We start from the raw sequence: 12,626 nt of genomic DNA, 5'->3' as shown, positions 1-12,626 counted from the left end.
TGATGCTTCTGTTACGTAAAGTAAGTCAAAAAAGTGTAGGCTTTTCGAAAGTTGTGCGCGCATCTTTCTACGCCCGTCTGCTGCGGTGCAGCGCCGCGCGCTGTGTGCATCGCCCCGTTTTTCGCCAATTTGCGTGCCGCGCCGCGATATCATCTGAGCCACGCAACGCGAGCAACAATCTGGACCGCCCGAAGGCGTCCGGCACTTCAACCTGGCGTGGCGCGCTGGTGGGCGGTCAGTCGATCGGCCCGCCCGCGCCGCTGCCCGAAACGGATCGCATATGGTCGAAAGTCTGATCTCGGACATTCTCTTTGGCTTTACCGGGCTGATCAGCATCATCAACCCAATCGGCATGGCATTCGTCTTTCTCGACCGGACAGCATCGCTCACCACGGAAGACCGCACGGCGCTCGCGAAGAAGATCGCCTTCAACGTCATGTGCGTGCTGCTTGTTGCCTTCTTTGTCGGCACCCCGATTCTTCATTTCTTCGGCATTTCCATGGAGGCCTTGCGCATCGGCGGGGGCCTCGCGGTCGCGGTCGGCGGTTGGCAGATGCTCAACGCGCCCGACACGCAACCGGCCGAGCAGCCCGCGGTCAAGCGCGTGGACGCGGATAACGCCATGTCGAAGGCGTTCTTCCCACTCACCATCCCACTCACCACCGGGCCGGGTTCGATCGCTACCGCGGTCGCGCTGACCGCGAACCGCACGCATAAGCTCTCGGCGTTCGTGCTGTCGAGCATCGCTTCGGTGGTGATCTCGCTGCTGGTGGCGGCCACCGTGTATCTGATCTACAGCCGCGCGGTGGTGTTCGCCAAGTATCTCGGCGTGGACGGCACCAAGGTCGCCATGCGCGTCTCTTCGTTTCTGCTGCTGTGCATTGGCGTGCAAATTATCCTGACCGGTTTTTCGGAGTTCCTGACGCCGATCGCACAGCTGCAACCCGTGGTCAAATAGCGGTCGGCGGCACGTGAGCCTGATCGAGGCTCGCGCGAGTTTCGTCAGACATCTCGTCGCAATTCATCGCATTACGTCGCAACCGGAGGGGAACTCATGTGCCGCTGGCTCGCTTATACCGGTAACGCGCTGCAACTCGAAACGGTGCTGTTCAACGCCAAACACTCCCTGATCGACCAGAGTCTGCATTCGCGGCTCGGCCAGACCACCACCAACGGCGATGGCTTCGGCATCGGCTGGTACGGTCAGCCCACCGACATCCCGTTTCGCTATCGCTGCATCCACCCCGCGTGGAGCGACCGCAATCTGCGCGAGGCCGCGCGGGCGATTCGCGCGCCGCTGTTCGTCGCGCACATTCGTGCGGCCACCGGTACGCCCTCGCAGGAAACCAACTGTCATCCGTTCCGGTACGGGCGGTGGCTCTTCATGCATAACGGGCTGGTGCGTAACTTTCCGCTGGTACGCCGCGATCTGATGCTGGCGATCGATCCCGAGTTTTTCCCGTCAATCGAAGGTTCGACGGATTCCGAGGTGTTGTTTTTTCTCGCGCTGACCTTCGGTCTCGAACTCGCGCCGGTTACCGCGCTCGAGCGGATGGTGGGTTTTGTCGAGGACATCGGGCGCAAACACGGTGTCGATGAGCCGCTGAACATGACCGTATGTGCCACCGACGGCGAACAGATCGTCGCGGTTCGCTATTCGAGCGAAGGGCAGTCGCGCTCGCTCTTCCACAGCACCTCGTTCCGGCATCTGCACGATCTGTATCCAGACGACCCGCGCATCGCGACAGCGGGTGAAGACGCCTTCCTCGTGTTGTCGGAGCCGCTGTCGGATTTGCCTGGCTGGTGGGAAGAGATTCCGGAGAGCACGGCCGTGGTCGCGCGGGGCGGGGAGATCGATCAGTATCCGTTCAGGCCGCAGCTGGCGTAGGCGCGCTAGCGCGTCAGCAGCATCGAACTCAACACCGAGAAGACCGTCGACGGCAATTCGGCCAGGCGGCTCACCACCACGTTGTGAGGATAGAAGTCCTCGACCGCGTCGGTCAATACGCCGATCCCCAGCAGTTCGATGCCGCGTTTCTGGATCGCCGCGACGCGTTCGCGCAGATCGTGGCGCAATACCTGTGGATCGCCGTCGCCGGTCGACGGATAGCCGTCGGAGAACACAATCAGGATGCGCCGCTCGGCTTGATGATCCGCAAGCCGCGTTGCCGCCCAGGCGAGCGCCTCGCCGTCCGGATTCTCGTGACCGCAATCGATCGTGGCGATCCCGCTTGGATCGATCGCGCCAAAGCGTTTATAGACTTTCAGATCGAGTCGCTCGACAAAGCGGTTATAGCGCTGCAGATCAGCGCCGGCCGCGAGTTGCCGCTCATACAGTTGCCTCATCGGCGCGGACTCGAGCGAGCAATAACCGAGTACTTCACAGTCGAACGACAACTGCGTCAGCGCATCGCACAGCGCGGTCGCGCACAGGCGCGCGAGCTCGATCTTGCGCCCGGCCATCGAGCCACTGCGATCGATCAGCAAGCTCACGGCGACGTCGCGCCCTTTGGCTGCCCGCTGCGTGCGAAACGGCGTGCGGTAACCGGGCGAGGTCGCCAGTTTGGCGAGCGCGGTGCGGTCGATCTCGCCGCGTTCCTGTTCGCGGCGCCAACGGGTGCGTTCGTCGGCGCTCAGCGCACGCTCCAGTTTCTCCTTGAGCGGCGCGGTGTCCGCGCGGGCCTGCGCGCGAAGCTCGCGCCATGTCGCGCTATCGCCTTGACCGGTAACGTCGGTGATCTCGTCGAATTCGGTGGCGAGAGGAATCGAGAGTCGCGCGCGAGTGGTGTCTGACGCGGTACCCGCTTGCCCTTCAGAACGTGCCGACGCTTGCTGCGCATCGGCTAGGGATTGCCCCATGCCCACCGCGTTTTCCGCTTGTGCGCCACCGCTTTTATCGGACGGCGGTGAGGCTGCGTTGTCCTGGTCGGGCAGGGTGGTGTCGTCGTCGTTGAGTGGCGCCGAGGACGACGTGGCGGTTTCCGTGTCGATGTCTTCAACCGGATCCGCGGTGAACACCATGCTGTTGACATCGCCCGCCGATAAAGCCCGCACGCGCGCCACCAACGCCTGCGCGGCCGCGATGCTTCGCGCGGTCGAACGGCTTCTGCGCGACTCGTCCAGCAGATCCTGCGCGGCGTGCAGCGCGGCCAGCAGGGAATGGCTCGCTTCGGTCCGGGTCGGCCGTTCGTCCCACAGCGCGCGCTCCACCAGCCAGACCAGCCGGTCGCGCCAATGCAGCTTCGGCCAGCGCAGCCGCGCCTGCTCAGCGGCATGCACACGCAGTTTGCCGATGAACCAGCGCGCGCCCGGATACTCGTCGAGTAGTTGTACGCAGACGCGGCGATCCTCGATCACCTGCGCGAGATTCGCCGCCACGCCCGGCGGCAGCGCGTCCATCTGCGCGAGCGACGAATGTTTGGCGCGTGCCACCAGCAGATCCAGATAGCCGATCAGCACGTCGCGCTCGACGCCGCCGCTCAGCTCGTAGTCGGGAATCACGATGCGGCCGGGTTCCACACGCGGCCCATCCGGGCTGAAGGCGACCGTCACGCCGTATTGCCCGGTCAGCACGCGCGCCACTTTGCTCAGCGTCGATTCAAACGCGAAGCCTCGCGTGTCGCGCATTGCGTGCATGGCGTTCATTTGCGTGTCGTGGTCAGTGTGCTGTGGTCACTTAGCGTCAGGCGGCCGGCGCAATGTGATGGCGAACGATGCCGCGAATCAGGGCCGCGTCCTCGGGACTGACCTTCGCATAGATCGCAGGACCGGCGGCGCGTTCAGGGTCGCCGGTGCGCAGCATCAGCTCGGCCCAGTCGAGCAGGCGCCGCGTGGAGAATGCGCTCGACAGGTCTTCGCGAGCGAACGCCGCGCGGCAGTCGGCGGCAATGGCGGCGAGGGTGGTGGCGAGCGCGCGTGTCATATGCGGGGCGAGGGTGCGCATCAGTACGTCGGCTTCTTCGGCGGGCGTCAGATAATCCAGCATATAGACGCGCCAGCGATCGAGAAACGCCTCGTTCATCAGATTCGCGCCCTGATACAGATGACGGAACTGGCTCATCGCGCCGACTGCATTGGCCGTCGCGAACAGCCGGAACGCGGGATGCGGCGCGACGATCTCATTGCCTTTCTCTTTCAGCACGAGACGCCCGTGCGGTTCGAGCACGGCGGTGAGGGCGGCGAGAATCGACGGTTCGGCGAAATCGATTTCATCGACGATCAGCCAAAGGCCCTCGCGCATCGCCGTGGGCAATACGCCGTCCACCCAGATCGTTTCGCCACCCTTGACGGTCCAGAAACCGACAAAGTCACCGACGGTGGTTTGCCCGTTCATGTTCGAGCGCAACACGCCGTGATGCGAGCGCGCGGCGACCTGTTCGATCAGGCTGGTCTTGCCGGCGCCGGTGTGGCCGATCAGCATGACGCGCCGGTTCTCCACGATATCTTCGACGATGTCGTTAAAGCGTTCGGAAAACAGATAGGCCGGATTGACGCGCGGCACGAGCGGGTTGTCCACGCCGCAGGCCACGTCGACACGACCGATGCGCACCGTTTCACCCGCACCCTCTACTTGCAGATGGCGCTTCGCCGCCGAGGCCAGCGCCGCAACGCGCTGCAGCTCCGGCATGAAGGCCACGCGTTCTGCGGCGCCTGCTTCGTCCGCGGCATCGGGCGTATCGATTGCAAAGCCCTCGCGGCGCCATTTCTTCAGCTTCGCGCGCAGGTTTTCCGCATCGACCACGAGATCGATATCGACCGATCCGGCGCCGTTGCCGTCATCGACGCCATGTTCGAGCCGGTAGTTTTCGGGCCGGTCCGCTACGCTGACGCGCCACCATTCCGCGCCGCTCTCCGTCGCACGTTGGTAAAGGCCAAGGTTTTCGTCTTCGGTCAGTTCAGGCACGTTCATGGCGAGTGGCAATGGATGAATGGGCAAACGATTAGCGCGTTTCTATTTGGCTGATGCCGAATGAGCGACTATCTTATCGTGAGTACCTTTCGATCTCACCGATGGGGATTTCTTTTGAGGCACGCCGACTCCACTGCGGATTTTCAATGCCGGGCGCGCAGTCCGCAAAAGCTTATTGCGTCAAACGGATAGGCCAGCAAGCACCGATCACCTATAGTTCGTGCGCGAAACGTGTAGTTTTACAACATTCTATTCTCGACAGAAGAAACTCACGGCAAAACAATGATGAGACTACATACAAAATTAGTGGCCGCTCTGGCGGTGATCAGTCCGCTGGCATATGGTCAAACCAGCGTGTCGTTATATGGCCGTCTCGACGGCGGCCTGGAATACCTGAATCACATCAATAATGGCGCGGGCGGCAGTTCGACCCGTTGGAGCGCTGAAGGCGGCGATTGGGGCACCAGTATGCTGGGCCTCAAAGGCAATGAAGATCTGGGCGGCGGGTTGAATGCGATCTTCAACCTCGAAACCGGTCTGCAAATCATGAACGGCACCACAGGTGGCGGACGGCTGTGGTCACGGCGTGCTTTCGTCGGCTTGAAGAGCGACCAGTGGGGCACGCTGCAAGCCGGGCGCAATCTGTTTATCGATAGCGACGGCGTATGGGAATTCGACCCGTTCGTGCAGGAGGCATTTTCGTCGGCATCGCTCGTGCGCGGACGCAACTGGCAGCAGACCAGCAACAACGTCGAGTATCACAGCCCGGTGTTCTGGGGCTTCGACGTGCAGGCGCAATACGCTTTCGGCAATCAGGCGGGCGCATTCAACAGCGGTGCATCGGGCGAGTTTGGCCGCTCCGACGGCATCATGCTGACGTATCATTCGCCGCTCTTCGACGTGCGTGGCATCTACGACGAACTGCGTGACAGCAACGGCCGCTTCACCAACATCTTCCAGGCCTCGCGCGAATACTTCGCCGGTGCGAACGTGCATTTCGATGCGTGGAAAATCCAGGGCGCCTATACGCATTACTCGGCGCCGGATTCCCCGGTGGGCGTGGCCGACACTGCCGATCACTACTGGCTCGGCGCGACGTACAACATCCAGTCGCGCTGGGCGGTGACGGCGGGCGGCTATTACATCAAGGTCGGCGACGGCGGCAGCGATGCCGCGCACGACCCGTCCGGCCACGCGATGATGTACGTGCTCGGCACCACCTATAACCTCTCGAAGCGGACCTTCGTGTACGGCACGGTGGGCTACGTACGCAACGGCAGCAACTCGAATTTTTCGCTTGAAGCGTCGCCGCGCGATGCCACCAATAACACGAGTCCGCTTGCGGGCGAATCGCAAACCGGCGCGTATGTCGGGATGCTGCATCAGTTTTAAGGTAGCTTTCGCGGCACGTTCGTAACGGCCGTCCATACGACGGCAGCCGCAACCCGTTGCGGCTGCAACAACCTCATGTCGATTTGCCCAGGCGCACTCGAACCGGGTTCAACGGATTTCCAGTGCGCGCTGTTTTACTTCCCTCCCAATTTCGCGCTGAGCCCATTCCGCTTCGGGTGGAACGGGTATTGCTGGACGCCGGTACGCAGCTTGCTGCCATTGGAATTGGCGCACCGGACCAGAGGTGCAGGGATAAGGGATATAAACATGGCGCGACATAAGGCCGACGTGGTTGACGACGACTTCGAGATTTACGCCAGCTATCACGGAACAGGCGACGGCCGTTACATAGGTGGATTGAAGGTCGTCAGAAAAGCCGACCGGCGGATTCTGTTTCCATTCGATGGCGCACCCGAGATCGGCCCGTACGCGACCGCCGACGAGGCGCGCCGCGCGGCGATCGACTACGGCCGCGAGATTGTGGCCGCCGACCGTGCGGCCCCCGAGAAGTAACGCGCCTGGTAAAGCCGCAAGCCGTTTGAAAGAACTACCTCCAATCATCAGCACAACGCGGCACAGGATGTAACGCGCCGTGCAGATTTACGCGCATCGGCGCATCATCGATGAGCCTTGTGGTCCTCAAGCGTTCTTCCACGTTCTTCCAAATGAACACCGGTCGCCGACCACGCCGATTCAATGCGCGTCCCGGCGATGTCTCCAACCGCCGAACAAGGAGTGTCCCATGCAAAACGATCCCGCCCTCGATCAGTTGTGCATCAACACGATTCGCACGCTGTCGATGGACGCTGTGCAAAAGGCCAATTCCGGTCACCCCGGCACACCGATGGCCCTGGCGCCGGTCGCCTACCATCTGTGGCAAAACCACCTTGTTTATGATCCGGACGAGCCGCTGTGGCCGAATCGCGACCGTTTCGTGCTCTCAGTTGGGCACGCGTCGATGCTGTTGTACTCGCTGTTGCATCTGGCGAACGTCAAGGCGGTGGACCACGACGGCAAGCCGACCGGGTCGCCCGCCGTCTCGCTCGACGACATCGAACATTTCCGCCAACTCGACAGCAACACGCCTGGCCACCCTGAATACCGAATGACCACCGGTGTGGAGACGACCACCGGTCCGCTCGGCCAGGGGCTGGGCAATAGCGTCGGCATGGCGATGGCGGCACGCTGGCACGAAAGCCACTTCAACAAGCCCGATGCGCCGCTGTTCGATTACCGCGTCTACGCGCTATGCGGAGACGGCGACATGATGGAAGGCATCTCGCACGAAGCGGCGTCGCTGGCAGGGCATCTGAAGTTGTCGAATCTGATCTGGATCTACGACAGCAACCGCATCACCATTGAGGGCCACACCGACCTCGCTTATAGCGACGACGTGGAGAGCCGTTTCCGTGGCTACAACTGGCACACGCTGCATGTGAACGATGCCAACGACGCCGCGGCGCTCGAAGCCGCGTTTGTTGAAGCGAAAAGCATCACGGACAGGCCGACGCTGATCGTGGTCCATAGCATCATCGGCTGGGGTGCGCCGCACAAGCAGGACACGTCCGCCGCGCATGGCGAGGCGCTGGGTGTCGACGAAGTGGCGCTGACCAAGAAATTCTATGGCTGGCCCGAAGACAAGTTCTTCTACGTGCCGGACGGCGTGCATGAACGTTTCGCGCAGGGTATCGGCGCGCGCGGCAAGGCGGCGCGCGAGACATGGCAGGCGAAGTACGATGCGTACAACAAGCAATACCCGGAACTGTCACGCGAATTCGCGCAGATGGAAGCGCACGAATTGCCGGAGGGCTGGGACAGTGGCATCCCCACCTTCGATGCCGATCCGAAGGGCATCGCCTCACGTGATTCTTCAGGCAAGGTGCTCAACGCGATTGCCGCGCGCGTGCCCTGGATGATCGGCGGTGCAGCCGATCTCGCGCCGTCCACCAAGACGAATCTGAAATTCGAAGGCGCCGGCAGTTTCGAAGCCGACGACTATGGCGGGTGCAACCTGCACTTCGGGATTCGCGAGCACGGCATGGGCGCGGCGGTGAACGGGCTCGCGTTGTCGAATATGCGGCCGTTCGGTTCGACCTTCCTGATTTTCAGCGACTACATGAAGCCGCCGATTCGTCTTTCCGCAATCATGGAAGTGCCGGCGATCTACGTGTTCACGCACGATTCGATCGGCGTCGGCGAGGATGGTCCGACCCATCAGCCGATCGAACAACTGGCTTCGCTGCGTGGCGTGCCGGGACTGACCGTGCTGCGTCCGGGCGACGCGAATGAGGTCGCCGAAGCGTGGCGCGTGGCGATGTCGCATTCACAGCGGCCGTCGTGCATCATCGTGTCGCGTCAGGCCTTGCCGACGCTGGACCGCACGCGCTATGCGTCGGCGAAAGGCGTGCAGAAGGGCGCTTATGTGCTCGCCGATGCGCCTGACGGGCAGAAGCCTGAAGTGATTCTGCTCGCCACGGGCAGCGAATTGTCGCTATGTGCCGACGTCTACGAGAAGCTCAAGAGTGAAGGGATCGCGGCGCGGGTGGTGTCGATGCCGTCGTGGGACCTCTTCGAGCTACAGGACGAGGCCTATCAGGATTCCGTGCTGCCGCCCGATGTGGATGCGCGCGTGGCCGTCGAGCAGGCGGGAACGTTGGGTTGGGACCGCTATGTCGGCCGGCTCGGCGCGCAGGTGGTGATGCATACGTTCGGCGCGTCGGCGCCGCTCGCCGATCTGAAGAAGAAGTTCGGCTTCACGCCAGACCATGTGTATGACGCGGCGAAGCAGCAGATTGCGCGAGTGAAGGGGAAGCGCGGCAAGGCGTAGGGTGTGTGTCGGCAGAGGGTCGTTCACGCCGTTCTCACGGCTGGGCGACCGCCTGCGCTGCGGCGCTCTCGATCCTGCCGGCAGCGTTGTCGAGCGTGCTGCGATAGCCGCGCGATTGCATTTCGGCGAGCCTGCTGAGCGTTCTCGACAGATCGTGCGCGCCTTCGAGTCCGCTCAGCGCTGCCTCGATCGGCTGATCGGACGCGATGAACAGCGCGCATTTGCGGTCGTAGAAGATATCGACAAGCCATATGAGCCGCTGCAGCGTATGCGCCTGGGCAAGCCACTCAGTGCGCACCTGATCGAGAATCAGGCCGTGCCAATGCTCGGCGAGGTCCAGGTAGTCAAGGTGCGAACGGCTTGCCACGCACAGGTTTTCGAAGTCCGCCCATAGCAAAGCGGCTCCCGCGGCGTGCGCGGCGAGCGGCCGGCCTGCCGCGCTGACGGTGGCAGGCTCCAGTGTCTCGTTGCCTTCATAGCGCTCGAAAATTTGCAGGAGTGCGTCGCCGGTGGCCGCGTCGAGCGGCGCAAAAAAGTGCGACAGCGCGGCTTCTTCGCCGCCGAAACGGTAATCACGTGCGCCGTCGAAATGAATCACCGTGAAGCAACGTTTGATCTGTTCGATCGTGGGCAGGAAGCGCTCGTGAAACTCCGGGTCGGACAGCAGGGCGTCTGGTGCGTAGTTCGAGGTCAGCACAATGCGCGTACCCAAACCGATCGCGGTATCGAGAAACCGGCCCATCAGGAACGCGTCGGCGATATCGTGCACGTGGAATTCGTCGAAGCACAGCAACTCCAGGCCGTCGAGCCATTGTCGCGAGACTGACCCCAGCCGGTCGTCGCCGCGCGGCTCATTCACCAGGCGCCGGTTCATCTCGCGCAGGAATTCGTGGAAATGCAGGCGCCGCTTCCGGCAGCTTGCCAACTCGAACACCGTGTCGACTACCAGGCTTTTGCCACGACCGGGTAAGCCGTGGCAGTAGACGCCCTGATGTGTGGGCGTGGAGCCGGACTTTGCGCGGCGCCCGTTTGACCCGCTTGTTCCGCTTACGCCTAGTAACGTGACGAGCGCCGCGATGGCATCGCGTTGCGTTGCATCGGGAACGATGTCGCGCGCGGCGAGGGCGCTGACTACATGAGCTTCATCAAGCATAGGCTGGAGGTTCCGTCTGTTAGCGGTTCAATACGCGCTGTAATTCTCGCGGATCGACAGGCTTGGTGAAATGGTGGTCGAAGCCCGCTTCTTCAGCGGTCTGCTTGTCCTGCTGCTGGCCCCAGCCGGTAACGGCGATCAGCAGAATGCCTGCGTCATGATGATCATGGCGAATGCGCCGCGCCAATTCATAGCCGTTCAGGCGCGGCAAACCGATATCGAGAATCACCGCCTGCGGTGCGAATTCGCCGATCAGTTCCAAGCCGGCGATGCCGTCGCCGGCAGTGCGCACCTCGTGGCCCTCGAGTTCGAGCACCATGGCGAGGCTATCGGCGGCGTCCGCATTGTCGTCGACGATCACGACGCGCAAGCCCGCCGTGCGCGGCATTTCGGCCGGCGCATTCTCCGACTGCTGCGGGGTCGCTTTCGATAAGGGCAAGCGGATCACGAACTCGCTGCCGCTGCCAGGACCGCTGCTGAATGCGGCGACCGTGCCGCCGTGCAGTTCGGCGAGGCCGCGCACCAGCGCGAGACCGATACCGAGGCCGCCTTGCGAGCGCTCCAGCGCCGGGGCGAGTTGCGAGAACATTTCGAACACGCTGTCCAGATGCTCGCGCGGAATGCCGATGCCGGAGTCACGTACGACGATCACGGCTTCATCGCCTTCGCGCTCCGCGGCGAGCGAGATGCTGCCGCCGGGCGGCGTGTACTTCGCGGCATTGTTCAGCAGGTTCAGGATCATCTGCGACAGGCGTGTGGGATCGGCATCGAGATAGAGCGGCTCGCGCGGTAACGTCATGCTCAGATGATGCGCCGACGCCTGCACGGTGGGCTGCGCCGCTTCCATGGCGGATTGCATCGCACGCGCGAGTTCGAGCCGCTGCTTGCGCAATTCGAGTTTGCCCTGCGTGATGCGCGACACTTCCAGCAGGTCGTCGACCAGATGCGTCATGTGTTGCAATTGCCGGTCGAACACGTCGCGAGACCAGCTCAATTGCGGATCGGCGAATTCCTTCAGACGCAGGATTTCGAGCACATTGCGCATCGGCGCGAGAGGATTGCGCAGCTCATGCGCGAGCGTGGCGAGAAATTCGTCCTTGCGGCGATCGGCTTTTGAGAGCTCCAGATTCAGACGCTGCAATTGCTGTTCGGCACGCCTGCGCCCGGTGATGTCGCGGCTCACGCTGACCGCGCCATAGATGTCGCCGCGCGCATTCGCCAGCGGCTTGACCACCGTTTCGCACACGCCACGTGAGCCGTCGCGGCGCATGAAGGTCAGTTCGCTGCGCCACGTGCCATCTGCAGCGAGGCCGGCGAACGCTTCGCGGCGGATGCGTAGCGCATCTTCCGGTGGATGGAACATCGAAATCGGTTTGCCGAGAATCTCACGCATGCGATAACCCAGCATGCGTTCTCCGCCGACGTTGAAATCGGTGATGTTCCCACGGAGATCGGTGATCACGATCGCGTCGCTCAGATGCTCGAAAATCGCCGCCTGGCGCAGCAGCACGGTCTGTGCTTCCTTGCGCTCGGTAACGTCGATGCCGAGGCCGTAGATCGTCAGCGGCTCGCCGTGGCTGTTATAAGTGGCGCGGCCGCGGCCTTCCATCCAGCACCAGTCGCCGCTTGCATGCAGGAAGCGGAATTCAGCGACGTAGTCGTCACCGCTTTTCACCGCATGATCGACTGCCTCGTTGAGCGCAATCAGGTCGCCGGGATGAATCAGTTCGAAAAAACCACCGGGTATTTTCGCAAACCGTCCCTCGGCGTAGCCCGCGAGCGCTTCGAGTTCGCGGCTCCACCAGAACTTGCCCGACTTCGGTTCGTGCGACCACGCACCCATACGCGCACCGCGCATGGCGAGGCTCAGCACATCGCGGCTTTCCTGTAACTCTTTCTGTGCGAGTTGATGCGCGGCGACCGACGCCTCCGCATTACGGCGCGCGAGTAGCAATTCCTGCTCGTACTTATGGCGATCCGCGACGATCAGTACCGCCACTTCGACATAGGTGACTTCGCCATGACGACGGCGTACGGCGTTGAGCAGCATCGGCACCACGTGGCCTTCGCGATGCATCATGTTCAGTTTGACCTCGGCCACCGAGCCTTGCATCTGCAGAAGCGGCGCCCAGTGTGTCTGGTAGAACACTTTGCCGCCGGTGGTCAGCAGGTCCTGAATGCGCTTCGTGGTGGCGAGCTCAAGCGCTTGATAGCCGAGCCAACCGCAGAAGGTCGCGTTCACGCGCAGGATGCCGCCGTCGGTGTCGGTCACGAGCAGGCCGCAGGCGGCGTGCTCGAACAACACATCGGCAGACGGCAGCGGACGGTCCGTGCTTTGCATTGTC

General features: G+C 62.6%; 9 protein-coding genes. 5 read left to right on the top strand and 4 right to left on the bottom strand.

Features of this window, described 5'->3' with window-relative positions:
• Positions 1–280: 280 nt before the first annotated feature.
• Positions 281–958 carry a MarC family protein gene (locus tag M0D68_RS30160; protein WP_200561711.1) on the top strand — a complete coding sequence of 226 codons (678 nt, stop codon included), beginning with the start codon at positions 281–283 and terminating at the stop codon, positions 956–958.
• Between the two features lie 96 nt (positions 959–1,054).
• Positions 1,055–1,888, top strand: a complete 834-nt coding sequence (locus tag M0D68_RS30155; RefSeq protein WP_200654203.1) for a class II glutamine amidotransferase — start codon at positions 1,055–1,057, stop codon at positions 1,886–1,888.
• A gap of 5 nt (positions 1,889–1,893) precedes the next feature.
• On the opposite strand, the gene M0D68_RS30150 is transcribed toward M0D68_RS30155, so the two are convergent.
• Both M0D68_RS30150 and M0D68_RS30145 read right to left on the bottom strand, forming a co-directional pair.
• On the bottom strand, positions 1,894–3,645 hold the full coding sequence (locus M0D68_RS30150; RefSeq protein WP_211707124.1) for a cobalamin biosynthesis protein CobT: 1,752 nt from the start codon (positions 3,643–3,645) through the stop codon (positions 1,894–1,896).
• A 37-nt stretch (positions 3,646–3,682) separates the two neighbouring features.
• Positions 3,683–4,909, bottom strand: a complete 1,227-nt coding sequence (locus M0D68_RS30145; protein WP_211707123.1) for an AAA family ATPase — start codon at positions 4,907–4,909, stop codon at positions 3,683–3,685.
• 285 nt (positions 4,910–5,194) lie between these two features.
• On the opposite strand from M0D68_RS30145, the gene M0D68_RS30140 reads away from it, so the two are divergent.
• The 3 genes from M0D68_RS30140 to tkt all read left to right on the top strand — a co-directional run bounded on the left by M0D68_RS30140 (position 5,195) and on the right by tkt (position 9,128).
• Positions 5,195–6,301, top strand: a complete 1,107-nt coding sequence (locus M0D68_RS30140) for a porin (protein ID WP_200618882.1) — start codon at positions 5,195–5,197, stop codon at positions 6,299–6,301.
• 267 nt (positions 6,302–6,568) lie between these two features.
• The gene (locus tag M0D68_RS30135) at positions 6,569–6,814 is read left to right on the top strand and encodes a DUF6723 family protein (protein ID WP_093644253.1); all 246 of its coding nucleotides are present in this window, start codon (positions 6,569–6,571) and stop codon (positions 6,812–6,814) included.
• A 229-nt stretch (positions 6,815–7,043) separates the two neighbouring features.
• Positions 7,044–9,128: a transketolase gene (gene tkt, locus M0D68_RS30130; RefSeq protein WP_211707122.1), complete on the top strand. Its 2,085-nt coding sequence runs from the start codon at positions 7,044–7,046 to the stop codon at positions 9,126–9,128.
• Between the two features lie 34 nt (positions 9,129–9,162).
• Here tkt and zapE read toward each other — a convergent pair whose 3' ends face one another.
• Together zapE and M0D68_RS30120 are read right to left on the bottom strand one after the other, a co-directional pair.
• Positions 9,163–10,281, bottom strand: coding sequence for a cell division protein ZapE (gene zapE / locus M0D68_RS30125; RefSeq protein ID WP_211707121.1), 1,119 nt, complete (start codon positions 10,279–10,281; stop codon positions 9,163–9,165).
• A gap of 19 nt (positions 10,282–10,300) precedes the next feature.
• Positions 10,301–12,622 (bottom strand): PAS domain S-box protein, encoded by a 2,322-nt coding sequence (locus M0D68_RS30120; protein WP_093644247.1) that lies wholly within the window; start codon positions 12,620–12,622, stop codon positions 10,301–10,303.
• Between the last annotated feature and the right edge of the window lie 4 nt (positions 12,623–12,626).

The organism is Paraburkholderia sp. SEWSISQ10-3 4, assembly GCF_030464785.1.
GTDB lineage: Bacteria > Pseudomonadota > Gammaproteobacteria > Burkholderiales > Burkholderiaceae > Paraburkholderia > Paraburkholderia aspalathi.
This window is presented reverse-complemented; position numbering and strand designations above follow the sequence as displayed.

Bases quoted from the DNA above. Each gene is read 5' to 3' on its own strand.
- M0D68_RS30160 (WP_200561711.1), top strand. From the start codon at position 281: ATGGTCGAAAGTCTGATCTCGGACATTCTCTTTGGCTTTACCGGGCTG.
- M0D68_RS30155 (WP_200654203.1), top strand. From the start codon at position 1,055: ATGTGCCGCTGGCTCGCTTATACCGGTAACGCGCTGCAACTCGAAACG.
- M0D68_RS30150 (WP_211707124.1), bottom strand. From the start codon at position 3,645: ATGAACGCCATGCACGCAATGCGCGACACGCGAGGCTTCGCGTTTGAA.
- M0D68_RS30145 (WP_211707123.1), bottom strand. From the start codon at position 4,909: ATGAACGTGCCTGAACTGACCGAAGACGAAAACCTTGGCCTTTACCAA.
- M0D68_RS30140 (WP_200618882.1), top strand. From the start codon at position 5,195: ATGAGACTACATACAAAATTAGTGGCCGCTCTGGCGGTGATCAGTCCG.
- M0D68_RS30135 (WP_093644253.1), top strand. From the start codon at position 6,569: ATGGCGCGACATAAGGCCGACGTGGTTGACGACGACTTCGAGATTTAC.
- tkt (WP_211707122.1), top strand. From the start codon at position 7,044: ATGCAAAACGATCCCGCCCTCGATCAGTTGTGCATCAACACGATTCGC.
- zapE (WP_211707121.1), bottom strand. From the start codon at position 10,281: ATGCTTGATGAAGCTCATGTAGTCAGCGCCCTCGCCGCGCGCGACATC.
- M0D68_RS30120 (WP_093644247.1), bottom strand. From the start codon at position 12,622: ATGCAAAGCACGGACCGTCCGCTGCCGTCTGCCGATGTGTTGTTCGAG.